Genomic DNA, 25,443 nt, shown 5'->3' on the forward strand with positions numbered 1-25,443 from the left:
GTCACCCTTCTGCTTTTAATTCAAATAACATATCACGAAGTTCGGCTGCTTTTTCGAAGTCGAGATCTTTCGCTGCTTGTTTCATTTCTTTTTCTATATTATCAATTGTTTTTTCACGCTCTTTTTTAGACATTTTCTTAGGCACTTCGGATTGTTTCTTCTCGTTCGTGTCGTCGTTCTCCACCGTCGCGCTGATAACATCGTGAATCTTCTTATTAATTGTAGTAGGCGTGATATTATGTTCTTCATTAAATTTCATTTGAATTTCACGACGACGTTGCGTTTCGTCTATGGCATGTTGCATAGAATCTGTAATCTTATCGCCGTACATGATTACTTCCCCTTCGCTATTACGCGCTGCACGTCCGATAGTTTGGACGAGAGAACGTTCCGAACGAAGGAATCCTTCTTTATCGGCATCAAGAATTACTACAAGAGAAACTTCTGGTATATCAAGTCCCTCTCTCAAGAGGTTAATCCCTACAATAACATCATACGTACCCATACGTAAGTCACGAATCGTTTCAATACGCTCGAGCGTCTTAATTTCCGAGTGTAAGTAATTGACTTTGATTCCCGCTTCTTTCATATATGTCGTTAAGTCTTCACTCATCTTCTTGGTTAACGTCGTAACTAGGACACGCTCATTTCGCTCGATACGCGTGTGGATTTCACTGAGTAAGTCATCAATTTGATTCTCAGTTGGTCGGACATCAATTTTAGGATCCAATAAGCCTGTTGGACGGATGATTTGTTCCACCATCTCGTCGGTATGTTCCATTTCATACGGACCAGGCGTAGCTGAGACATAAACGAGTTGATTCGTTTTCTCTTCAAACTCTTCAAATTTAAGTGGACGGTTGTCCATTGCACTTGGTAAACGGAAACCGTGATCGACTAACACTTGTTTGCGCGCACGGTCACCATTATACATTCCACGAATTTGAGGTAACGTCACGTGAGATTCATCAATCATAACTAACCAATCGTCACCAAAGTAATCAAGCAATGTATATGGTGTAGAACCTAAAGGACGTAATGTTAAATGCACAGAGTAGTTCTCGATGCCAGAACAGAAGCCCATTTCTCTCATCATCTCTAAATCATAGTTCGTACGTTGCTCGAGACGTTGTGCCTCTAACAGTTTGTTCTCAGAACGCAATTCTTCTAAACGCTCTTCAAGTTCTTTCTCGATGCGTTGAATTGCCACCTTCATCTTCTCATCACGAGTAACGAAGTGGGAAGCCGGGAAGATCGCAAAATGCTCTCTATCTCTGAGCACTTCACCTGTTAAGTAGTTAACTTCACGGATGCGATCAATTTCATCACCAAAGAATTCCACACGAATACACATTTCTTCTCGAGAAGCAGGGAAGATTTCTACGACGTCCCCTCTCACTCTAAAAGTACCGCGTTGGAAATCAATATCATTGCGTGTATATTGAACATCAACGAGTTTACGTAATAACTCACTGCGATCCATTTCCATACCTACTCGAATACTAACTACTAAGTCGCGGTATTCTTTCGGGTTACCTAAACCGTAAATACAGCTGACACTGGCGATGATAATGACATCGTCTCTTTCAAATAACGCACTCGTAGCAGAGTGACGTAATTGGTCAATTTCATCATTAATAGAAGCATCTTTCTCAATAAAGGTATCAGTTGAAGGTACATACGCTTCAGGTTGATAATAATCATAGTAACTTACGAAATATTCTACTCTATTTTCAGGGAAGAACTCTTTAAACTCACTGTAAAGTTGCCCCGCCAACGTCTTGTTATGAGCAATTATTAAGGTAGGTTTGCCTACTTCTTTAATTACGTTACTCATCGTAAAGGTCTTACCTGTACCTGTGGCACCCAGTAAGGTTTGATGACGCTTACCTGCTTTAACGCCGTCTGCAATCTTTTTAATCGCTTGAGGTTGATCCCCTTGTGGTTCGAATTCGGAAGATAACTTAAATGGATGGTGCTCCATATATCATACACTCCTATTGATTAATCGCTTATAATTGTCATCTTTGACACTGCTTATTTCTATTCGCCCGTTATACTTATTCATATTTTAACAGATTCATTATACGAAGTCCAAACGTTTGTTCGCTTATCATCAACTTATTTTGTAGCATAAAAAAGAGTCTGAGACAAAATCAAAATTTACTCAAGAAGTTATCTTAAACTAGCTATTTATTTATCTCAGAAGCAAATTATCTTTAATATATCGGGTCACTTTTCAACATAAAAAAACAAACATAGTTACTTATCTATGTTTGCCTATTTTAAAAATTTTAAACCTGTAGAGCTAGCGTCTAGCCGGCCATATAATAAGAACAGAAATGGAACTGTACAGTTACTCATCATCTTGATGTTTATGAAACTGTAATTGATCGATAATAAGATAACCTGCCGCCAGTGAAACGACATCTATAAATATAATCCACTCATTATGAAAGAAGCCTTTCCAAACAGAGACGCCAATCAATATTAATGTCAGTAATGTGCCAACCCACTTGCTGCGTGTGAGCACACTAAAAAGCACTATCAGTACGCACGGAAAGAACGCTGCCATGAAATACCAAATCAATTCGCTTCACCCATTTCTCTTCTTCAAAATACTTACTCAAGTTGAACGCACTATTATAATATTTCTTCCAATTCATACTTCAATTTCACTAACTTTTAACGTACGAATTTCCTAGATAAGTGGTTATCTAAATTATGCAAGTTTTAGCGTTATTTTTCAAAGTATTTTATAAGAGGATTTGAAATTTATTGTCGTACAGTTAAAGATATTAAACCATCGCATTAATAAAGGAACGACGCTGACACTCTACTCATTTCTTCTACTCCACAAAAAACACGCCAACATCTACCGTAAAACGATAGAAATTGACGCGTCTATAATATTATTTAAATCTATATCCTAGTGGATGTAGCTGTATTGACCTGGGTTTGTAACTGTACGGTATGATTTCTTACCGAAACCGCCATTCCAGTTCATTTCAGAAACGAGGATTGAACCATCATTGTTCTTTCTTTCAACGACTCCTACGTGACCATAGCTACCTGCAGTAGTTTGGAATACTGCACCAACTTCAGGTGTACGGTTTACAGTGTAACCGTTACGTTGCGCAGCATTTGCCCAGTTGTTCGCATTGCCCCAATAGTTACCGATGCCACGGCCTAACTGTTGACGGCGTTCAAATGCGTAGTAAGTACAGTAACCCCAACTGTAAGAGTTAGCAGCATTTGTAGATGCTGGATGATGTACTGTTGCAGGTGCTGAGTAATGTTGTGACGCTTGAGGCGCTTTAGTTGACGTTGTATAACTTTGTGACGCTGTTGGCGTATAAGATTGTGTGTATGATGCTGGTGACGAAGTTTGTCCAGTCGTAGGTGCTGATTGAGTTGCTGGTGCTTGTGTTACAGCTCCTGAATTAGCATTGTAAGATGGTGCTGAACTATTAGCATTGTATGATGCATAGTTTGAATTTGATGCATAAGTCGTACCGCCTTGGCTATAGGCTTGGTATAAGTTATATAAATGCGCAGAACCCTTTTCAGAAAGCGCTAGTAAATCACCTGGATGAATCACATCACCTAAGTAAGGGTTTAATTGATAAAGTTGTTCTACTGTTAAGTCGTGAGCAGATGCGATACCTTGAATTGAATCGCCTGCTTTCACTTCATAAATATCTACATCAGGAATGATAAGATCAGTTCCTGCATTTACTGAATTACTATTTATATTATTAAGAGATTTAAGTTCGTTTGAATTAGTCGCAAATGTTGAAGCTATATCAGATAATTGTGCATCATCTTTCACAGTGTGAACTTGATCTGCAGAGGCAACGCCATGAATTCCGAAAAACAAAGCTGCTGATGAAACTGCTGATAATGTAATCGTTTTCTTCATAATTAGTTCAATCCTTCGCTGTAATTATTTTGTTAAACTTACTATAGCACAATTCTGAGTGGTAATATTATATGTCATCATTATGTAATATAAAAGTGAAATGATCATGCACTTTAATTATCGAACCACTTTCTCCACCCCTTATAATCCTAGTATTATCAAGGGTTTGCCCTAGTTTAGTAAAATACCCTCCATTCTGCTTTGTAACACAACTGCATGAACATTTCATTTAGTTATCTCACTGAAAATGTATACTTACAATATAATTCTCTCCGCTCACTTGTTCACTGCACATTAAACGTTGCCCATCTGTTCCTAAATCCTCCCCCTTTTATACACCCTCTGTAATAACTATATTTTTCAAACTTACAGTAAACTGACTATCAACCTTGCCCTCTCTTAACTTTTACAACCTACTCAAAAAACATAAAAAGAGCAGACAGAAGCGCCTCAAACACTTCCTGCCTACTCACGTTTATAAGTGCGATATTAAGATTCTTGATCAATTTGGCTACGTAAATATGCTTCGATAAACGGCCCAATATCGCCGTCCATCACTGCATCAACTTTACCTGTTTCAGTATTCGTACGATGGTCTTTCACCATAGAATATGGATGGAAGACGTATGAACGGATTTGACTACCCCATCCAATTTCTTTCTGTTCACCGCGAATTTCAGCCATTTCTTGTTCTTGCTCTTCTAATTTAAGTTGATACAATTTCGCTTTCAACATCTTCATCGCTGCTTCACGGTTCTTAATTTGTGAACGCTCGTTCTGGTTGTTAACGACAATACCAGTTGGGTGGTGGGTAATACGGATAGCGGATTCCGTCTTGTTAATGTGCTGACCGCCTGCACCAGAAGCTCGGAACGTATCTACAGAGATATCATCTGGATTAATTTCAATTTCTATTTCATTGTTATCAAATTCTGGAATGACGTCACATGATGCAAATGACGTATGACGACGACCAGAAGAGTCGAATGGTGAGATACGAACGAGACGATGAACACCTTTTTCAGCTTTCAAATAACCATAAGCGTTGTGCCCTTTAATGATAAGCGTCACGCTCTTCACGCCCGCTTCATCGCCTGGAAGATAGTCCGCAACTTCAACTTTGAACCCTTTCTGCTCACAGTAACGTTGATACATGCGCAACAACATGCTCGTCCAATCTTGAGATTCTGTACCTCCTGCACCTGGGTGAAGCTCTAAGATAGCATTGTTAGCATCGTAAGGCCCGTCGAGCAGCAGTTGAAGTTCGAAAGAATCCAACTTACTTTGATAATCTTCCACATCTGACTCTAAATCTTGTTTCATGTCCTCATCGTACTCTTCAGCTAACAATTCACGCGTTGCATCCATATCTTCGAGTGTGCTTTCTAAATCGCGGAAACCATTCACGACTGATTTCAAAGCGTTATTCTTATCGATAATCTCTTGCGCTTTGTTCTGATCATCCCAGAATGATGGATCTGCCATCATCTCTTCATATTCCTGGATGTTTGTCTCTTTCTCCTCTAAGTCAAAGAGACCCCCTAATTTGGTCGAGTTTCGCCGCATAGGCATCGATATTACGTTTGATTTCGGATAATTCCATTCTTATCTCTCCTCATTCACAATTACTTTTTATTCATTTTAACATATATCTCCACTAGGCTGAGTTTTGATTGATAAACGTGGCTACTGTTCACACACTCCTCAGTAAAAAGATCTCAACATCAGCGGTGTCATAAACACCCCGCTCAACGTTGAGACCTTAATCAGATTAGCATGAGCCTACATTCGCTTTATGCCCCATGACAATTTTTATATTTCTTACCACTACCACAAGGGCAAGGATCATTACGTCCTACTTCCTCACCTTTAACGTAAGGTTGTGGTTTCACTTTCTCTTTACCATCTTCAGCATTCACATGTTCTGCTTTACCTAGGTCTTTTGTTTTTTCACGTTCAACATCGTCTTCAACAGTAATTACTGATTTCAAGATATATTTGCTGACATCTTCTTCGATTGCCGTCATCATATCATCAAACAGTTGATGACCTTCGTTTTGATAATCACGAAGTGGGTTCTGTTGACCATAAGAACGGAGATGAATACCTTGTCTTAATTGATCCATCGTGTCGATATGATCTGTCCAGTGTGCATCGATAGAGCGTAGTAAAATCATGCGTTCGAACTCATTGAACTGCTCGCCAATCTTAGAACGTTGACTTTCTAATACTTTTTCAATCTTAGCCCAAACCACTTCAAAGATATCTTCATGGTCTTTACCGCGAATATCTTCAACTTTTAAGTCGCCTTCACTTAAGAATACATCGTCTACGTAATTGATGAATGGCTCGTAATCTGGATCGTCCTCTTCTTCGTTAATGTAATAACGAATCGCTGTTTCGAGCGTAGAACGTAACATACCTTGAACAAGTTCGTCACTGGATTCACTGTCGATAATGTTATTACGTTCGCCGTAAATAATTTCACGTTGTTTACGTAATACATCGTCATATTCAAGAATACGTTTACGCGCATCGAAGTTGTTACCTTCAACACGTTTCTGAGCAGATTCGACTGCTCGAGAGACCATACGAGATTCAATTGGCGTAGAATCGTCCATACCTAAGCGGTTCATCATTTTTTGTAAACGATCTGAACCAAAGCGCACCATCAATTCGTCTTGAAGTGATAAGTAGAAACGGCTGTCACCTTTGTCACCTTGACGACCAGAACGACCACGTAATTGGTCATCGATACGGCGAGATTCGTGACGTTCAGTACCAATAACCGCAAGACCGCCAAGTTCTTCGACACCTTCGCCTAGTTTGATGTCTGTACCACGACCGGCCATGTTCGTCGCGATTGTAACGGCGCCTTTTTGACCTGCTTTAGAAACGATGTCTGCTTCGCGTTCGTGGTTCTTCGCGTTGAGTACGTCATGACGTACGCCGCGTTTCTTCAAGAGATTAGAGATATATTCACTGGTTTCAACCGCTACAGTACCTAAGAGAATCGGTTGACCTTTCTTATGTTTCTCAATGACATCTTCTACTACCGCATCGAATTTACCTTTTTGGCTAATGTAAATAAGGTCTGGTTTGTCGACACGTTGTACCGGTCTATTCGTAGGAATTTGCGTAACTGTCATATTGTAAATGTTACGGAACTCTTCTTCTTCCGTCTTCGCTGTACCTGTCATACCAGATAATTTGTTATACATACGGAAGTAGTTCTGGAATGTGATAGACGCCATCGTCTTAGATTCGTTCTGAATTTGAACGCCCTCTTTCGCTTCAATCGCTTGGTGAAGACCTTCAGAGAAACGACGTCCTGGCATTGTACGTCCAGTAAATTGGTCTACGATGAGCACTTCGCCCTCGTGTACCATATAGTCAACATCACGTTGAAGTGTCACGTGCGCACGTAATGCCGTGTTGATATGACTAATAATTTCTACGTTTTTCACATCGTAAAGGTTGTCGATCTTGAACATACGTTCAGCTTTATCGATACCTTGTTCTGTTAGCTGAACAGATTTCGTTTTCTTGTCATAGTTATAGTCTTCTTCATTTTTTAACATTTTAGCGAACACATTAGCCTGCGTATAGAGTGAAGTTGATTTCTCCGCTTCTCCTGAGATAATGAGCGGTGTACGCGCTTCATCAATTAGAATAGAGTCGACCTCGTCAATGATAGCGAAGTGAAGTGGGCGCATAACACGTTCTTCAGCATAATTCACCATGTTATCTCTCAAGTAATCGAAACCGAGCTCGTTGTTCGTACTGTAAGTGATATCAGATGCATAGGCCTCACGTTTCTCTTCTGTAGATTTGCTGTTCAAGTTTAAGCCTACAGTCAAACCTAAGAAGTTATAGAGCTCTGCCATCTCTTCACTTTGAACACTAGATAAATATTCGTTGACGGTGATAACGTGCACACCACGACCAGCTAAGGCGTTGAGGTATGTTGGCATAGTAGCCGTCAACGTCTTACCTTCACCTGTTCTCATCTCTGCAATGTCACCTTTGTGGATAGCAATACCACCCATGACTTGAACACGGTAAGGTGACATATTAAAGACACGTTTCGCACCTTCACGAACGAGTGCATAGGCTTCTGGCAAGATGTCATCTAACATCTTGTTCTGTTTCTTCACATCTTCTTCAGCATGTAATTTCTCTTGGAATGCTTTCGTCTTTTCCTTGATTTCGTCATCAGTCAATAGCGATATATCTTCTTCTAGAGCAAGCACTTTATCAGCGATTTTGCCTAAGCGCTTAACTTCCTTCTTATTACCATCAGCTAATTTTGATAAAAAACCCATTCTGTTCGCTCCTTTAGCTTTAATAACATCTAAGCTTACAACAATTTATCATATCATTTTTCTGAGTAAAATTGTACTCTCGCACCCCACGCGTGCGATTTATTATTAAAATTATATATCTGTGAGTAAACAACCGTTATTTCTTTTAAAACTTCTAATTGCAATGTTTCTCATTCATAGTACACGAAATCATCATACAACCTAAAATCGTATCATCTTGATAGTTATTTACTCGTATTGTCAATACCACTTTACTTATAACATTTCACTTTAACTTCGCACAACAAAAGCGCGTCTCTGACCATTTCATTTAAGCAATCGTCGACGCGCTCTAGATTATTTATGATATTGTTAACAATTAATGACTCTCGCCACATTGAATGATTATTACTTTATTTACTGACTTGAAAGTCGAGTACTTCTTCTCATCTCATGTCGAGGTTAAACCAGAGTCGTTAATTATTCTTCAGTCGTTTCGATTAAGCCGTATTTACCATTCTTACGTTTATAAACGATACTAGTTCCTTCAGTGTCTCTATCTCTAAAGACGAAGAAATCGTGGCCTAATAGATTCATTTGTAACACTGCTTCCTCAGCGTCCATCGGTTTCAAACTGAACTGTTTAGAACGGATGATTTCAATTTCGTCTTCGTCATCGTCCTTATCCGCTTCAGTGTTGTAAGTCGCTTTGATTTCTTGATCATCAGGCAGTGCCGCAAAGACATCTTGAATACCGTGGTCTCTGTTCTTTCTGTTCACACGTGTTTTATACTTTCTAACCTGTCTTTCAAGTTTGCTAGTGATTAAATCAATGCCTGCATACAAGTCATCATGGCGTTCTTCAGCTCTTAAAGTCACATTCTTAAGCGGAATAGTCACTTCAATCTTAGTCGCTGAATTGTGATACGTCTTCACTTTAACGTGTGCTGTTGCATTCGGAACGTTATTGAAATAGCGTTCTAACTTACCGATCTTCTCCTCGATGTAGTTGCGAATCGCATCAGTAATAGTGAGGTTCTCTCCATGAATTTCAAATCTAATCATTGCAATCGACTCCTTTAAAACCTCTATTTATATATTGTTCCTTACTTATATATTACCACGTTCACCCTACCGTGCAAACGTTAACACTCCTAATTTTCTGATTTTTCTAACATAAAGTTGTGCGCCTGCATTGTGGACCGTCAAACCTGTTGTGTAGATATCATCTACCAATAATATAGATTTGTTTGCAATATTAATTTCACTGTTAAAGGTAAAAGGATTGGCAGAACGCGCTCGCTTCATCTTACCTAAAGCAGACTGTTTTGGACGAATCCGCGTTTCTAACATCTCTGTGTAATGCACCCCCATCTGATCTAACACGACTTTCACTGGACTAAATGTCCGATCGCGATCACGTTCTACTGGCGAAGGAATGGGAACGATGTAATCAAACTGCTCTTGAGGGAGACGCACTTTAGAAGCAATCACTTCCGCAAGCGCCACATCTTTGAGGAATTTGTACTGATGAATGGTTTCACGCACGATTCCCTTATATTGATAAGTGCAATACAGCTGATCGATGAGACGATACGATTGCTCTAGGAAGGTACAGTCGAGACACGCGGCCTCATCCTCTGCTAACACTTTGAGACATCTTTCACAGCGTCTTACGTTTGATGACTCACCCTTTGAGATACGCATGTCCTCCCACTGTTGCTCACATGAGGAACAAATTAAAGGCGTTGCTTTATAGAAATTGAGGATGTGAAGCGGTTCGTGAAACTGATCGTGACATTGCATGCATCTACTCATGAATCCACCCTCTTTCCATAGCGAGTCTATTCATCGCACGGATATCCCGACGCGCCCGTAGCATCTCACCAGTAATACCTTCATGTAAAAATAGCACACGTCCAGTTGGCGCTTCTTTCTTACGCCCTACACGTCCTGCAATTTGAACTAGTGCTGCTTTCTTGAACGTATGGCTGTTCACGACAATGGCATCAAGTTCCGCCATCGTAAAGCCACGTTCTAGAATGGTTGTGGTAAACACAATTCGGTGTTTCCCTTCTCTTAAAGCTTGAACTTTATCGTGGCGTAACGCATCTTCACTATGGACATAAATTAAATCCGGAAACGCATGCTGATAGTGAGTGTAAGCTTGAACCATCGTGTCAATGTGATTGAAGAAGACGAGCGTGTAACGTTGTTGTTCGACTTGTTCTTGAAATAATCGCATAAGTTTGAGTTGGCGACGTCGTGGTTTTAATTTGAAAAGTTGAAACTGTGGAACAGGAAGTGGATGTTGATGAAAGCGCGCAGGTAAGCGAACAACATGTGTTTCATCAAAGGTTTGCAATAAATTGTTGGGCGGTGTGGCCGTCATATAAATAATAGCATGGCGTTCTTTACACGCAGCATGCAACGCTTGGGTCAAAGTCGGATCTCCTGCTAGAGGAAAGGCATCAACTTCATCGACAAAGACGACATCGAAATGTGCTTTAAAACGATATAATTGATGTACCGTCGCGATAACAAAATGGCCATCTCCATGTTGTGTTTGTCCTTTGTACAAGACATCAATCGTTTCAGTCGTAAAAGCATCTTTCAAGCGATAGCTAATCTCGATGACTACATCAACGCGTGGAGATACCACTGCAACGTTATCGCCGCGTCTGCGTGCCAGTTGAATCGCTTCAAAGATCATCTCTGTCTTCCCTGCGCCTGTCACTGCATATAATAATAAATCGTTATAGTTTGTTACTGCGGCAACAATTTCACTCGAAGCATAGGTTTGTTGGGCAGAAAGTTCAAAGGGTAAATGATAGTCCGCTTCACTTTTAAACAGTTCTGAAGCAATCTGATATACCTGATTCACATTGTCCATCCGACCAAGTTGAATACACTTACGGCAATAGCAAACCTCTGTATCTAGCAGCTTAGAATAATAAGTGTAAAAGAACCGGGCATCCCTGTTGCCACATTGCTGGCATATATCACCTTGTTGATTGCGCGTCACGCCGGTAGATGTCTGGCGTACCGTTTCTGTCGTAAGCACATCTAAGTTGTCAATTAATCTTCCGTAGTATTTAATGTCGTAACCTCCTATAAAAAAAGAATGCGCCAAGAGCACGCTTAAGAAGTATGACTACAGTGACTGTCAGTTTATCATTATTGATAGACGCTCAAGCCTTTTCCTCAAAAACTGACCTCACAGTTAACCATACACTTCTTAATATATACTCTGACACATTCCATAATGATTCGTCTTAATGATCTCTAATAATTCGTGGCATATAACCAAATCCGATACCACCTGAACCAAGGTGCGCTGCGATTACAGGCCCAAAGTTAGAATAGATAATGTGCGCATCGGGTCTTTGACGTTTCGCTTCCTCGTACATCCACTCTGCGTCTTCTTCGATATCACCGCCGATGACATAGAGTGTTAAGACATCATAATCTTCAACACGAGCAAGCACTTTCTTCACGATGGCTTTCAATGCGCGTTTCTTCGTACGTACTTTCTCTTCAGGTACGATGAGACCGTCTTCAAATTTCAAGACAGGCTTCATTTTTAACAAATTACCTAACCATGCTTGTGCCCCTGTAATACGGCCACTCTTCTGAAGATTCTTCAAATCATCTACCATGAGAATCGCACCTGTCTCTTCGCGAATAGCAACTAATTCGTCGATAATCGCATCAGGTTCATATCCCTCTTCAATCATTTCAATCGCTCTTAAAGCGTATCCACCTTCAACCATGGCTGCAAGTTTCGTATCAAATGGATGGACGTTAATCCCGTCCACCATGTCTCCAGCTTGCTTTACAGTTTGGTAACAGCCACTTATGCCTGTGGAAATACATATAGCAATAACATCGGTATAGCCCTCATCACGTAATTTCTCAATACGCTTGATAAACTCTCCAATTGCTGGCTGACTCGTTGTAGGGATGGTCTTTTCACTATGCATACGTTCGTAGAATTCTTTAGCGAAAAGCGTGTCCCCCTCTACAAAATTCTCACCGTTTTCAAATGTCACGCTTAACGGTGCAATCTCGATGTGATATTTATCTATAAGATCTTGTGGGAGATAGCTGGTTGAGTCTGACAGTACAGCAATCTTCATCTTAATCCTCCTAAATTATACTTAGCACAATCATACCTTATTTTTCACTAAAAGAAAATTGCTTTTTACATTTAATCTCATCTGCCGTTCAGTGTATAATAAAAGGTATTACAACTTTAAATAGTGCGCGTGAAGACATGATGAGCTTAGAAACCTATGACAGAGACATTTTAACACGAGATGCACAGTAAAATTCACGTAAAGAGAACAAAGGATGTGACGACAGAATGGACGCCATCATAACAGTTAAAAATGAACATACGATTGAAAATGTTATTAATAAATCAAGATTTATCGCTCACATTAAACCTGTGGAGACAGAACAAGAAGCGAAAGACTTTATCGCTCAGAAGAAGAAAGAACATCATGAGGCGACGCACAACTGCTCTGCCTATACTGTGGGCGACCAAATGAACATTCAGAAAGCGAATGACGACGGTGAACCCAGTGGTACAGCCGGTGTACCCATGCTCGAAATATTAAAAAAATTAGATACACATAATGTTTGTGTCGTCGTAACACGTTATTTCGGCGGAATTAAATTAGGCGGCGGTGGGCTTATTCGTGCATACAGTGGTGCTGTACGCGATGTAATCTATGATGCGGGACGTGTTGAGCTACGCAGCGCCCTCCCAACCACAGTGACGATCGGCTATGATCTTACTGGCAAACTTGAATACGAACTGGAATCCACGCCTTACTTGTTGCGCGATACGACGTATACTGATAAAGTAAGCTATCAAATTGATGTCGTTGAAGCGGATTACGACGACTATGTTGATTTTCTTAACCGAGTAACAGCCGGCCAGTATGATTTAGAGACAGGTGAACCTATGCGGTTGCCGTTTGATATTGAGACAAATTAACTTGATGAGTTAACGAAAGCCACTCCCTGATAATAGCAGCGGAGTGGCTTGTTGTTAGTTGTAAAATGTTTTTAATATATCAAACTCGGAAGATAAACTTAGCTTCAAAAAACCCTCATTGAAAACTACTCTCCTCGATGTTTACGCTCCCTCTGTTCAATCAATTTCAACAACGGACGATAGTCATCATCAATCAATCCAGTGAACTCTACAATCAGTTCAATCGTAATTACGATGAGAATGAGCATCATGAGTACGCCCCATGGTTGTGATAAGTACAGAATAATACTAGATAGACTAAACATGAGTGCAATGGAGTAAATTAGCATTACGGTTTGTCGGTGCGAATAACCAAGTTGTAATAACTTATGATGCAAATGAGATTTATCTGCTTGCATAATATGTTGTCCTTTCTTCACGCGACGTATCATTGCAAACAATGTATCGATAAACGGTACTGCGAGGATGACAATCGGGAAGAATAGCGATACAAAGGTAATATTTTTAAAACCTAAAAGAGATAAGAAACCGACGATAAAGCCAATCAGCAACGCGCCACTATCTCCGAGGAAAATCTTCGCTGGATGGAAATTGAATACTAAAAATCCAAGTAACGTACCGAAAAGTACACTACAAATCATAATAATGAAGATATTCCCTTGTAAGATAGCGATAAAGCCAATCGTTAACAAGGCGATTGCTGAGACGCCTGAAGCCAAGCCATCTAAACCATCAATTAAGTTAATCGCGTTCGTAATTGCAATAATCCAAATTACTGTAATGGGTACGCTCAAGATTCCAAAGTGAATCGTTGGACCGATGGGTAGCGAGATGAAATCAATCGTCACACCATAGAAGACTACGACGAGTGCAGCCACAATTTGTCCAGCTAATTTCACAAGTGGTTTCAAATCGTAAATATCGTCAATTAAACCGACGAGATAGATAATTACCGCGCCGATAATCAGTGGTTTCACTTCCGTTTCAATAGGATGGCCTAACCATATACCAATGAGAAATGAGAATAGTATAACTGTACCACCTAAAACCGAGATAGGTTGCTTATGTATCTTGCGATAATTGGGTTTATCTACAATTCCTAATCTATAAGATATCTTAATAATAATAGGCGTTATAATTAAACTGACTATCATAGTGAATAATACGAGCAATAATGTATACATCAGTTCACCTTCAAATATATAAGTTTCGTGAGGTTGGTGAAAGCAAGTCTGTGAGGTGAGGATATGGGTAAAATCGCACACACTTATACATAGACTTAACTTACCCTTTACGTTCATTTTACTTTACTATGCTACAATATGTCACTTGAAGATATAATAACGCATATACTTTTAATAAGACAATCCATATCATTGTAGATTGTTAATTTAATCTTGAACTTATTTATTGCTATGGATAATTATCAATCGTTCACACTAATATAGCTGCATCATTTTGCGATAGAGCAAGTGCCAGATACATAATTTTTATCATTGTTTACTTTCATGAACTTTTCAACTCCACTCAATTAAATAGAATCTTCATTTCAAATAAGCGCTCGACCGCTTCTCTGCATTTTACTCAAAAGCGACCTCCCCACTTTCACTCAAAACCTTTGAACAATTTCGCCTACTACCCACGCCATCTCGAACCCCATCCTCCTATCCAAACAAACTATAAATACCGCTCGAATCTGAGGAACTAAATGACAAAAAGTAGAATTTCACTTACAATAACAAAGGAGATTTAAAAGGAGCGAACCAGTCATGTTTGAAGCTATCATTTACAACATTGCAGTTACTGTGGCAGGAATCTACTTATTCCATCGCTTACAGTATTCCGAGAATAAAAATATGGTATTCTCGCAAGTGTATGTGGCCATCTTAATGACCATCATTGCGCTACTCTTAGCAGTCAATCCGATACCATTGATGAATCGATACGAACTTTATCTCACGTTCGTACCGCTACTCTTCCTCGGTCGCTATACGAATATGTTCTTTACCGTCAGCTCGGCCGTAGTGGTATCTATCGTGAGTATACTCGTCTTTCATTACGATTATATTGGCAGTATTATACTCATCGTTATTGCGGTCATCGTCAGCGCTATCGGACCTTTCTTGAAGCAAAGTGATTTCGCTTCAATACAAATTCTTAATTTAATCACTCTCGTCTTATTACTTATTCTAGCGTTGATCAGCCCTTATTATGAGTTAGTCAAATTAATGTTCTTAGTGCCATTGTCATTCGTATTAACGATTACGGCGTCACTGACTTTCTTAGATATTTGGCATTTCTTCTCACTCGTAAACCGTTATGAGAATGAAGAGAAACTCGACTATCTCACAGGATTGGGTAATGTTAAAGAATTCGACCGTCATCTCAACGAAACGTCACGTCTTGCGGATGAACATCAAGAAGGTTTAGGTCTGCTACTCATCGATATCGATGGCTTTAAAGATGTTAACGATGATTATTCTCACCAAGCTGGAGATGCAGTCCTACGTCAAATGGCACAACTACTTATCAATTATGTACCCGAGCATATTCAGATCTTTAGAAATGGTGGCGAAGAATTCTCTATCGTCTTGCGCAACTACTCACTCGATCAATGTGTGAAACTAGGCGAAAGCATCCGCAAAGGGGTAGAACAATCGTCATTCCACTTGCCAGATAAAGAAGTCATTAAACTTTCTGTATCTATCGGAGTCGGCTATTTAACGCGCGAAGATTACAAATCACAACGCAAAGTCTTTAAAGATGCAGATGATATGTTGCATGTAGCGAAAAAAGAAGGACGAAACCAAGTGATGTTCAACCCAATTATCAAGGTTTAATCTCACATTTTTCTGGTAATAACTAACTAGTCATTATTAATATTTAAGCTTGCCCATTGGGGTGTGACTAACGCACGTTAACGTGTGGCTAGTCTCATCCCTTTTTTAAGGTGCAGTACATCAATCTTTGATTCTAGCGTACTGCACATGCATGATTTTAAACGCACATTTTAGAAAAATGAAAAATTGATTACAACTCAAAAAATATATTGAAAGAAGACCGTCCAAGCTGTAAACTTTCAATAGCTCTATTGTGGTGAATAGGAGGCGCACTTATGTCAGAATCAATTACAATCATCGACGAAGATAAGGTCATCGATCTCGTGCTCGTAGCCGGACGGATATTGCTAGAGAGCGGTGCTGAAACCTATCGAATTGAAGATACGATGAACCGCATGGCTGCAAGCTACGGTTTAAAGGATACATACAGTTTCGTCACGTCGACAGCGATTATCTTCTCGTTAAATAATCGTACCAACACGCGTTTAATCCGCATTCGTGAACGCACGACAGATTTAGAGAAGATCGCTTTAGTTAATAATATTTCTCGTAAAATTGCAGCGCACAAATTAACCATCGATGAGGCGAAATCAGAACTCGTGCATCTGCATCATATGTCTTTACAATTTACGACGGTATTGAAGTTCTTCGCTGTGGCCATCGCATGTGGTTTCTTCCTATTTATGTTTGGAGGCGTGGCACATGACTTCATTTACGCAGTCATTGCGGGTGCTGGTGCCTTTCTTACATTTGAATGGATTCAGAAATTTATCCAAATTAAATTCTTCTCTGAATTTATCAGTGCCGCTGTTGTTATCTTAATTGCGGCTACAGCGACGCATCTTGGTTGGGCGTACAATCAGAACACGATTACCATCGCAGGTGTAATGCCTCTTGTGCCCGGGATCCTGATTACCAATGCGATTCGTGACTTAATGGCCGGCGAGCTCATCGCGGGTATGTCGCGTGGTGTCGAAGCTGCCTTAACATCCTTTGCGATTGGCGCAGGCGTTGCCATCGTATTACTAATCTTTTATTAAGGAGAGACGCAGACAGTGAGTATTTTTGTATATATCTTTCACTTTATTATCAGTTTCTTAGCTACAATCCTATTCTCAATCTTGTTTAATGCGCCACGGCGTCTACTCTTAGCCTGTGGTTTCGTTGGTGCCATGGGTTGGATTATTTATAAACTGACACTAGACGCAGAGTTAGGTAAAGTGATGGCGGCCTTTCTCGGAAGTTTCATCTTGGCTTTGATGAGTCACATTATGAGCCGTCATTATAAAAGACCCGTTATCATCTTCATCGTGCCCGGCATCATCCCTCTCGTTCCTGGGGGATTAGCGTACGAAGCGACACGCTTCCTCGTGTCTAACGAATACACACATGCCGTTAATACATTCTTAGAAGTTACACTGATTTCTGGTGCCATCGCCTTCGGTATCTTGTGCGCCGAAATCGTTTACCACCTCTATATACGGATTAAGCAGTACTTTGGACGTATTAAAGGTAAAACGTATCGTAAAAGTTATAATATGAATAACCGTGCTTAAATCTTTGAAATCCTAGACATAGATAATTTAAATATGACGTCAATTTCCATCCTTAACTGTCCTTTCTTCCAATGTCAGATTGGTAAAAGGAAGAGTCACGCAAGTCAGATGAGAAATTGGCGTTTTTTCTATTTGAACAAGCGTTTTTAAAGCTATAAGGACACGCTTCTTCATAGGGCTAAGTTATTTTGAGCACTTGCGTACATCTTTTAAATCCGCCAACCGTCCTCCCCTTTTACAAACCTCAAACCTCGTCATGTAAAAAAGACGCAATCACAGATTCCTGTCATTCTCACCCACACACGTTATAATAGGTATACAAGAAAAGGGGTTGATAGCAATGAAACAACAATTAATCGAGCGTTTAAAAACCTATGCGCAAATCGATACACAATCAAATCCTGATTCAGACACGACACCTTCTACAGAAAAACAATGGGATTTACTCAAATTGTTGGAAAGTACATTAACAGAGATGGGACTAGAAACGGACATGGACGAGAATGGCTATCTCTTTGCGACACTTGATAGTAATATCGATGCTGAGGTACCCACAGTCGGTTTCCTCGCTCACGTAGATACATCACCAGATTTCAATGCAAGCAATGTTCACCCTCAAATCATCGAAAAATACGATGGGGAACCTATTCAACTTGGAGATACTGATCGCGTATTGAGCCAAGATGTCTTCCCTGGGATGAAACAAGTGGAAGGTCATACATTGATGATAACTGATGGGACTTCACTACTCGGAGCTGACGATAAAGCAGGTGTGGTCGAAATCGTAGAAGCCATGCGCTATCTCACAGAACACCCTGAGATTAAACACGGCCGTATCAGAATTGGCTTCACTCCGGATGAAGAAATCGGACGTGGCCCTCATAAATTCGACGTCAACCGCTTCGATGCAGATTTCGCCTACACGATGGATGGGAGTGAATACGGCGAACTACAGTACGAGAGCTTTAATGCTGCAGGTGCGACGGTGACATGCCATGGTGTGAACGTCCATCCTGGTTCTGCTAAAAATGCGATGGTTAACGCCCTATTACTCGCCCAACAATTTAACCAACTGCTTCCACAAGATGAAGTGCCTGAACGTACAGAAGGTTACGAAGGTTTCTATCATCTCATGCAGTTAAACGGCGATGTCGAAGAGGCGAAATTACAATACATCATCCGCGACCATGATCGCGACACATTCGAAGCACGTAAGACGAAACTGCTTGAAATTCGCGACGACATTAACAGTCATTACACAAATGACCCTGTCGAAGTAGATATTGAAGATCAATACTATAACATGGGTGATAAGATTCAAGCCGTCCCTCATGTTATCGACATTCCTAAACGCGTCTTTGAACGTTTAAATATCACGCCGAATACTGAACCGATTCGTGGCGGTACAGATGGTAGTCAATTGTCTTTCAAAGGACTTCCAACGCCAAATATTTTCACAGGTTGTGCCAACTTCCACGGTCCGTTTGAATACGCTTCAATCGACATCATGGAACAAGCAGTGAAAGTAATTATTGGTATTGCAGAAGAGGTTGCGAAGTCACAGGATTCGACAACGACAGATTAATTGACGACTTTTTGTTGTGGTAAAATGATTTTTAGCCCATATGAAAAAGGCCTTAAACTTGAGTGTCCTAACTCAACGTTTAAGGCCTTTATTTAAATTTATTGGTCATTTAAAGTGGTTTGCAGTAATTTGATCGCTTGAACTGTATAGTGACGGATTTGAATACCCATTTTAAAATCAGTGTAAGACTTCGGCATCTCAATAAAGGTATTGAACATCGCTGTGACGCCGAGCGACTCGAAATGCTCGAACTTGTCCGGCGTAGCACAAATCGCAATCGATGGCTTGTCATACTTCGTCGCAAGTTCAGCAATGCGCTGAGTTGTCGTCTCTAACACATGGTCGCGTTCGTTCACACCTTCCCCGAAAAGAATCAAGTCGGCTTGCTCAATTAAGCTTTCCAAGTGTGTAATTTGATCGACGAGTTCGTGGCTCGTCATAATTTCCGCTTCAAACATTTCATTGAGCAATGCTGCAATACCGCCACCAGCGCCACCACGTAAGACAGGTCCTAAAGTCAGACGTTCTTCACTCTTTAATATTTCACTGAAGTACCATACTAAATTATCAATTTCTGCAGCTTTCTCACGCGATAAACCGTAAGCTTCATACGTCTGCATAATTTCACTATGACGGCCGTAGAGCTTACTATCGAAGTCAGACATAACTTGGATACGTGCACTTTGTAAGCCTGAATGTAAATCAGAGAAGTCAACTTTACGAATATACTTCAATACACGTGGACCTTCAGTTACATCGATAGGCTGTGCTTCGTCATCATAGAAACGTGCGCCTAATGCTTGCAACATACCTGCCCCACCATCAAAGCTATCTAAACCACCGAGAGAAATAACTAAATGTTCAGCACCATGGTTCAAGGCATCTGCAATTACTTCGCCCATGCCGTAACTTGTGCGAGCTTCGATTGATTTCTCACCTTTTAAGAATAAATTTCCTTCAATCACCGCCATACCCTTTTCAGTGATGCCATATAACGCTTCAACTGGGTTCATATCCACATCATGTACATTGAGACGATATTTGGTTCCTGATTGCCACAAGAACACTGAATCTGTGAGTTCGTGACGTCCATTAAACAATGGGACTTGAACAATATCAGCAGAGTCGATTTGACTTGCCACTGCTTCTTCTACATATCTATTCGCCTGGTAACTTGAAATGATACCATTAAATTCATCCATGGCTACTAATACTTTCATCCTGTCACCTCATCTATTTCTTACTCATTACTTACTGTTTGAAAATTAATTGTTGTTGGTTAAATATCTGTGTATTTAATGTGTCATTCCGTTCTACGCGACACTCAATCAATCTGTCGCTCATCGAATTGTTCAATACTCTATTATACATGTCCTGTGTCACGATTTCATGAAATAAGAAATGGGAGCAGAACGATGCCCGTAACTTACGTTTACACGAGACAACTTCTACTCCCTACCGTCACTGTTGAGAAAGGAGCTATCGCCCTGCTCTAACAATGACACATGTATAATTCTTTATTCTTCAGCTTTAGCTAATGTTGCAACGTTAATATCATCGTGACTCGCATGCCACTTCACTTTGCCATCTACAAAGTAGAAAGCTTGTGGTGATTCATGCTTCACGCCTGTTTGCTCTTCGATATAATCAGATAAATTTCTTTCTTGTTGAACGATTAAATAATAACCGTCCATGTCCCTTTCATATAAGAATTTGTTGAACTGATCATATGCATTCGCAGAAATCGGACATGTCTCACTGTGTTTCAGTATATAGACATAACGATTCTCCTCTAGCACTTGTTCAAACTGGTCAATCGAACTCAGCTTTATAGCCATTCTATTCACCTCTAAGATAATTTAGCGAGCAGACGTCTTACTTTATCGAAATTGAGATGAGATTAATACACGATGTTACATCGATTTTTCGTCTACTCTTCGTAATGATAAATAATTTCCTATGTCAATGTTTCCAATTATACACAATTACCTTTTTGTTGTTAACCGTTTATTATAAATTAATATGACTTTGAATTGACAAAGCGACTAAGATTTAAGTTGATTTAATTCCTTATCAAAGGCTTTGTCATCGTTCTCTAAGTCTTCACCTTTTTTCGGTAAGTTCTGAAGATCAATCTTTGCTAAACGTTGTGTAATGCCCATCGTATCTTGACGTGTTTCATAATAGTTCTGCAAGCTATAGTACATTTCAATCGCATTTTTACGCGCTTCATTCACATTTGAATCTGTAATCGTCGTTTGATTGAGATCTTTGATTTGCTTATCAATGAGCGGCATAATATGCTCTTCAATTGCTTTTTTCCTTTTTTTAGGATTCTGGTCGTTGATGTGATTTTCTGCCGTATTTTTGAGTTCCTTGTTATTATTTTCTACCTTTTTTGTAAAAGTTTCAACATCTTGCTTGTTACCATGCTTGTTCGCTTTATCAACATTTTCTTCCATGAGTGAGCGTTTTTTCTCGAACAATTTCGTGTAATCTAGAATATCCTCGTTTGCTTTAACAGATTGATTACATAAATCGACGAATGTTTTAAGATCTTTCACTTTCTGCTTTTTCTGTTTCACACCTTGAAGATACGTTTGTTTAAGATGTTTCACTTTAGAAGACTCGGCTGGCAACTTTTTTGCGGATTTCTCGTATGCTTTCATCTGGGGCATCAGCTTACTGTTGATGTCAGTTTGAAGCTCATTGAACTCTTTCTTATTTTTATCTGTCATTTGTTGTTCTTTAAGTTGATCAATTTGTTTCAAATCCAGATGATTTAACGTCTGTTTCATTTTTGCTTCTTTCTGCTGGGTTTGATCAAGATGCTTTTCAAATTTTGCTAAGTCTTTAGGTTCATTGTTTTTACAACCTGCGACTAAAAGTGTTAAAACGATTAGAGTAAGTAAACAACTAATTTTCTTCATTTTTGCACTCCTATCATTTCGTATTATACATAAACACGATTACAATGAAAATAATGCACACTTTATCTATACTAAAATTCAAAATTTCATGATGAACAAAGGAGGTACTTAACCGTGTATTCGGCAATTCAACCCTTTATTAAAATGGACTCAGAACAACGTTTTAAATCTGAATACGAAGAACTACGTCATCTTCTCTTTAATCTCTTAGATTCACCCGTGAAGTCCACACATCATATAGGTGGCACGAGTCATTTTAACTATCCAACAGAACCTATACTCGATATCTTGGTCGGTGTAGATAACTTACACGATATCACAGCTTTAGATGAAAAGCGTCTAAATTATGCGGGTTTCTATCGCTTACATCACCCATATAAAAAGAAAGTGGTCATGGCGAAATTTAATAATTTAATCGATCTCAAACAAGAAGTGCGCTTGCATATCATCCAAAGAGACACACGCCTTTTCAAACAATATCTTGAGATGGATGAAGCTTTAGCTCATAATGACGACATCGCGAAACATTTTAATGATAAAAAGACACAAATTCTCAAGCATGTGGAGCGTATTAGTGATTATGAACAACGTAAACAGCAAGCATTAGATAAGATTTATAAGAAGTATGTGGCTGACTCAAAGTGAGGAAGTTGTATGAATGAAATGACACTCCTGTAATAAGCACTTGATTTAGAAATAGTTATCTCATGTGATAAGTTGAGGTAAAGTCATCGTTCACATTATTGTTAATCGCAAATCGTTCCGAGAGTTGCTATAATGGGAGTAATGACTGTTAAAGAGAATATGGAAAGGATGTTCAGAGTTGCTTAAAGATGACATCTTAACAAAATTGAAGGAGATTGTACCTACCGACATTATTCGAGTAGATGAACCGTTGAAACGTTATACATATACAGAAACGGGAGGAGAAGCTGACTTCTACCTTTCACCAACAACGAGCGAACAGGTTCAACAAATCGTCCGCTTCGCATATGAGAATGATATTCCAGTTACATATTTAGGTAACGGCTCCAATATCATCATCCGTGAAGGCGGTATCCGTGGTATTGTCTTAAGCTTACTATCACTTGATTACATTGACGTTTCAGATTCATCTATCATCGCAGGCAGCGGTGCAGCGATTATCGATGTCTCACGTACTGCACGAGACCACGTATTAACTGGTTTAGAGTTCGCATGTGGTATACCAGGATCCATCGGAGGCGCTGTATTCATGAATGCGGGCGCTTACGGTGGCGAAGTGAAAGATTGTATCGATTACGCTTTATGTGTAAATGAAAAAGGTGAATTACTCACTTACACAAATAATGAACTCGAATTAGATTATCGTAACAGTATTGTTCAAGAGAATCATCTCGTTGTCGTCGAAGCGGCTTTTACCCTCACACCTGGAGACCTCGACGATATTCAAGCTAAAATGGATGACCTCACAGAACGACGTGAATCGAAACAACCTCTTGAATACCCTTCTTGTGGTAGTGTCTTCCAACGCCCACCAGGTCACTTTGCTGGTAAGCTCATTCAAGATTCTGATCTTCAAGGACATCGCATCGGTGGTGTTGAAGTTTCTAAAAAACACGCTGGTTTCATGGTCAACGTTGATGGAGGCTCAGCTACGGACTACGAAGATCTCATCCACCATGTGCAACATGTGGTTAAAGAGAAATTCGATGTTGATTTACATCCTGAAGTAAGAATTATTGGCGAATACCCTCAAGAACGACAATAACTACAACTGAGTAATTGAGGTAAGTAGTATGGTTAAAGTTTATGGAGATACTGTAGATAATGAAACGCGTTGCAAACATTATCATGCACCGGTAGATATCATCGCGATTAAATTTAAATGCTGCGATAAATATTATCCTTGTTACAAGTGTCACGAAGAGCATGAACAACACCAAGTGAAACGTTGGAGTGAAGATGAGTTTAACACTGAGGCTGTGCTATGTGGTGTTTGTAAACGGCATCTCACTATTAACGAATATATGATGACAGAGACCTGTCCTTATTGTGATTCACACTTTAATACGCGATGTATGTTTCATTATCATCACTATTTCGAAGTATAGAAAAGGTCGAGAAAGAGCGTGTCTTACACACCTCTTCTCGACCTTTTTCTCTAGTTTATTGCTTTAAAAGTGAACACTACATCATTATTTTAATGCTTTTTCTAACTCTTCAATTTGTTTAAGTGCTGTCGTTGATGTAGAACCACTTGAGAAGTACCATAATTTAGGATCTAATTCGTAAACTTGGTCTTCTTTATTCGCTTTTACATCTTTAAGTACATCGTTGTTGAGTGCTTTCTTAGCTGTAGCTTCACCACCAATTGCTTGTCCACGGTCCATCGCAAAGATGATACTTGGATTTTTCTCGTTGATGTATTCGTTACTTACGTTTTGACCGTGTGTACTTGCTTTGACGTCTTTATCTGCTGGTGTGAAACCGAGTGTATCAAAGATTAAGCTTCCGAAACGCGCTTTAGAACCGAATGTAGATAGTTCTCCTTCGTTAACGAGTAAGAACATTGATTTATCGTCTTTCATGTCCTTTGTATGTTTTTTAACATCTACGACTTTGTCATCTAATTTTTTATTAAGTTTCTTAGCTTTATCTTCTTTATCGTAGATTTTTCCAATATTTAATGTGTTGTCTTTCAATGATTGAAGTTCGTTATTATCATCTGCACCTACATAGACGATCTTCGCATCTGGAGCTGCTTTCTTAAATTCATCTAAGTTTTGTTGTGAAGCTGCACGTCCAGAAATATAGATGACATCCGGTTTAGCTTCAGCAACTTTATCGAAGTTGATTTCTTTAAGGTTACCCGTGTTGATGTATTTGTCATCTTTAAATTCTTTTAAGAAATCAGGTAAGCTTTTACCACCTTCACCTTTAGGTAAACCTTTCACTTTATCTGCTAAGCCAAGTTCTTTGATCGTATCTAACGCACCATAATCAAGAACGACTGCGCGTTTAGGATTCTTCGGTACTGAAACTTTGTCGTCTACTTTCTTCGCATCACTACCGTCTTTCTTGTCGCCTCTAGCTTCAAACTGGTTATGAATCGTTACAGTCTCTTTGTCACTCTTACTGCTACTGTCCTTACCTTTACTACCATCACCTTGGTTACCACATGCAGCAAGGACAAACATTAAACTAATTAATAGAAATATAGTAAACTTCTTCATTGATATCCTCCATTTGTTCTTCCCAAGTTATATGCCGCGTTCCCCCATAGCGTTAACTTTGTAGCGACACATCACTCCCTTCAATG

At 39.6% G+C, this 25,443-nt stretch carries 22 protein-coding genes; 8 read left to right on the forward strand and 14 right to left on the reverse strand.

The window, feature by feature from the left end:
- Nucleotide 1: 1 nt before the first annotated feature.
- The 9 genes from uvrB to fakB1 form a co-directional block, all read right to left on the reverse strand.
- Nucleotides 2-1,984 carry an excinuclease ABC subunit UvrB gene (gene uvrB, locus HMPREF2802_RS06430; RefSeq protein WP_070503163.1) on the reverse strand — a complete coding sequence of 661 codons (1,983 nt, stop codon included), beginning with the start codon at nt 1,982-1,984 and terminating at the stop codon, nt 2-4.
- 372 nt (nt 1,985-2,356) lie between these two features.
- Nucleotides 2,357-2,590: a CsbA family protein gene (locus tag HMPREF2802_RS06435; protein WP_040806976.1), complete on the reverse strand. Its 234-nt coding sequence runs from the start codon at nt 2,588-2,590 to the stop codon at nt 2,357-2,359.
- Nucleotides 2,591-2,929: 339 nt separating this feature from the next.
- On the reverse strand, nt 2,930-3,922 hold the full coding sequence (locus HMPREF2802_RS06440) for a CHAP domain-containing protein (protein WP_070503164.1): 993 nt from the start codon (nt 3,920-3,922) through the stop codon (nt 2,930-2,932).
- 489 nt (nt 3,923-4,411) lie between these two features.
- Nucleotides 4,412-5,525 (reverse strand): peptide chain release factor 2 gene (prfB, locus tag HMPREF2802_RS06445; protein ID WP_100207903.1). Its coding sequence is split into 2 segments (ribosomal slippage): nt 4,412-5,452 and nt 5,454-5,525, totalling 1,113 coding nucleotides; the frame shifts between segments, so codons are not numbered across the junction.
- Nucleotides 5,526-5,715: 190 nt separating this feature from the next.
- Complete coding sequence (gene secA / locus HMPREF2802_RS06450; protein ID WP_002470979.1) at nt 5,716-8,247, reverse strand: preprotein translocase subunit SecA; 2,532 nt, start codon at nt 8,245-8,247, stop codon at nt 5,716-5,718.
- A 459-nt stretch (nt 8,248-8,706) separates the two neighbouring features.
- Nucleotides 8,707-9,291 (reverse strand): ribosome hibernation-promoting factor, HPF/YfiA family, encoded by a 585-nt coding sequence (gene hpf, locus HMPREF2802_RS06455; RefSeq protein WP_002470980.1) that lies wholly within the window; start codon nt 9,289-9,291, stop codon nt 8,707-8,709.
- A 66-nt stretch (nt 9,292-9,357) separates the two neighbouring features.
- Nucleotides 9,358-10,044: a ComF family protein gene (locus HMPREF2802_RS06460; protein ID WP_070503165.1), complete on the reverse strand. Its 687-nt coding sequence runs from the start codon at nt 10,042-10,044 to the stop codon at nt 9,358-9,360.
- Nucleotides 10,037-11,110 (reverse strand): DEAD/DEAH box helicase family protein, encoded by a 1,074-nt coding sequence (locus HMPREF2802_RS06465; protein ID WP_371091350.1) that lies wholly within the window; start codon nt 11,108-11,110, stop codon nt 10,037-10,039. Before HMPREF2802_RS06465 ends, HMPREF2802_RS06460 begins: the two co-directional genes overlap by 8 nt.
- 391 nt (nt 11,111-11,501) lie before the next feature.
- The gene (gene fakB1 / locus HMPREF2802_RS06470; protein ID WP_070503167.1) at nt 11,502-12,365 is read right to left on the reverse strand and encodes a fatty acid kinase binding subunit FakB1; all 864 of its coding nucleotides are present in this window, start codon (nt 12,363-12,365) and stop codon (nt 11,502-11,504) included.
- Nucleotides 12,366-12,592: 227 nt separating this feature from the next.
- On the opposite strand from fakB1, the gene HMPREF2802_RS06475 reads away from it, so the two are divergent.
- Nucleotides 12,593-13,231, forward strand: a complete 639-nt coding sequence (locus tag HMPREF2802_RS06475) for a YigZ family protein (RefSeq protein ID WP_070503168.1) — start codon at nt 12,593-12,595, stop codon at nt 13,229-13,231.
- Nucleotides 13,232-13,356: 125 nt separating this feature from the next.
- Here HMPREF2802_RS06475 and HMPREF2802_RS06480 read toward each other — a convergent pair whose 3' ends face one another.
- The gene (locus HMPREF2802_RS06480; protein WP_002470984.1) at nt 13,357-14,415 is read right to left on the reverse strand and encodes a glycosyltransferase family 4 protein; all 1,059 of its coding nucleotides are present in this window, start codon (nt 14,413-14,415) and stop codon (nt 13,357-13,359) included.
- Between the two features lie 585 nt (nt 14,416-15,000).
- On the opposite strand from HMPREF2802_RS06480, the gene HMPREF2802_RS06485 reads away from it, so the two are divergent.
- The 4 genes from HMPREF2802_RS06485 (at nt 15,001) to pepT (ending at nt 19,212) form a co-directional block, all read left to right on the forward strand.
- Complete coding sequence (locus tag HMPREF2802_RS06485) at nt 15,001-16,071, forward strand: GGDEF domain-containing protein GdpS (protein ID WP_002471770.1); 1,071 nt, start codon at nt 15,001-15,003, stop codon at nt 16,069-16,071.
- A gap of 275 nt (nt 16,072-16,346) precedes the next feature.
- Nucleotides 16,347-17,111: a threonine/serine exporter family protein gene (locus HMPREF2802_RS06490; protein WP_002471817.1), complete on the forward strand. Its 765-nt coding sequence runs from the start codon at nt 16,347-16,349 to the stop codon at nt 17,109-17,111.
- 21 nt (nt 17,112-17,132) lie between these two features.
- Entirely contained in the window at nt 17,133-17,627 is a 495-nt protein-coding gene (locus tag HMPREF2802_RS06495; RefSeq protein WP_040806453.1) for a threonine/serine exporter family protein, read from the forward strand.
- 340 nt (nt 17,628-17,967) lie between these two features.
- Nucleotides 17,968-19,212 carry a peptidase T gene (gene pepT, locus HMPREF2802_RS06500; RefSeq protein ID WP_070503169.1) on the forward strand — a complete coding sequence of 415 codons (1,245 nt, stop codon included), beginning with the start codon at nt 17,968-17,970 and terminating at the stop codon, nt 19,210-19,212.
- 98 nt (nt 19,213-19,310) lie between these two features.
- On the opposite strand, the gene HMPREF2802_RS06505 is transcribed toward pepT, so the two are convergent.
- From HMPREF2802_RS06505 to HMPREF2802_RS06515, 3 genes are all read right to left on the reverse strand, one after another.
- Nucleotides 19,311-20,432: a glycerate kinase gene (locus tag HMPREF2802_RS06505; RefSeq protein WP_070503170.1), complete on the reverse strand. Its 1,122-nt coding sequence runs from the start codon at nt 20,430-20,432 to the stop codon at nt 19,311-19,313.
- Between the two features lie 297 nt (nt 20,433-20,729).
- Nucleotides 20,730-21,050 (reverse strand): bacillithiol system redox-active protein YtxJ, encoded by a 321-nt coding sequence (gene ytxJ / locus HMPREF2802_RS06510; protein WP_002471822.1) that lies wholly within the window; start codon nt 21,048-21,050, stop codon nt 20,730-20,732.
- Between the two features lie 207 nt (nt 21,051-21,257).
- On the reverse strand, nt 21,258-22,142 hold the full coding sequence (locus tag HMPREF2802_RS06515) for an EMYY motif lipoprotein (RefSeq protein ID WP_070503171.1): 885 nt from the start codon (nt 22,140-22,142) through the stop codon (nt 21,258-21,260).
- Nucleotides 22,143-22,256: 114 nt separating this feature from the next.
- Here HMPREF2802_RS06515 and HMPREF2802_RS06520 point away from each other — a divergent pair, with 114 nt between their 5' ends.
- The 3 genes from HMPREF2802_RS06520 to HMPREF2802_RS06530 all read left to right on the forward strand — a co-directional run bounded on the left by HMPREF2802_RS06520 (nt 22,257) and on the right by HMPREF2802_RS06530 (nt 24,235).
- Nucleotides 22,257-22,787, forward strand: coding sequence for a GrpB family protein (locus tag HMPREF2802_RS06520; RefSeq protein WP_070503172.1), 531 nt, complete (start codon nt 22,257-22,259; stop codon nt 22,785-22,787).
- Between the two features lie 178 nt (nt 22,788-22,965).
- A complete protein-coding gene (murB, locus tag HMPREF2802_RS06525) occupies nt 22,966-23,892 on the forward strand; it encodes a UDP-N-acetylmuramate dehydrogenase (RefSeq protein WP_070503173.1) in 927 nt (308 codons plus the stop codon).
- A gap of 28 nt (nt 23,893-23,920) precedes the next feature.
- Nucleotides 23,921-24,235 carry a CHY zinc finger protein gene (locus HMPREF2802_RS06530; protein ID WP_002471811.1) on the forward strand — a complete coding sequence of 105 codons (315 nt, stop codon included), beginning with the start codon at nt 23,921-23,923 and terminating at the stop codon, nt 24,233-24,235.
- Between the two features lie 84 nt (nt 24,236-24,319).
- On the opposite strand, the gene HMPREF2802_RS06535 is transcribed toward HMPREF2802_RS06530, so the two are convergent.
- Nucleotides 24,320-25,357, reverse strand: a complete 1,038-nt coding sequence (locus HMPREF2802_RS06535; protein ID WP_070503174.1) for a ferrated catecholamine ABC transporter substrate-binding lipoprotein SstD — start codon at nt 25,355-25,357, stop codon at nt 24,320-24,322.
- Nucleotides 25,358-25,443 lie beyond the last annotated feature (86 nt).

The organism is Staphylococcus sp. HMSC071G07 (assembly GCF_001811435.1).
Lineage (GTDB): Bacteria > Bacillota > Bacilli > Staphylococcales > Staphylococcaceae > Staphylococcus > Staphylococcus pettenkoferi.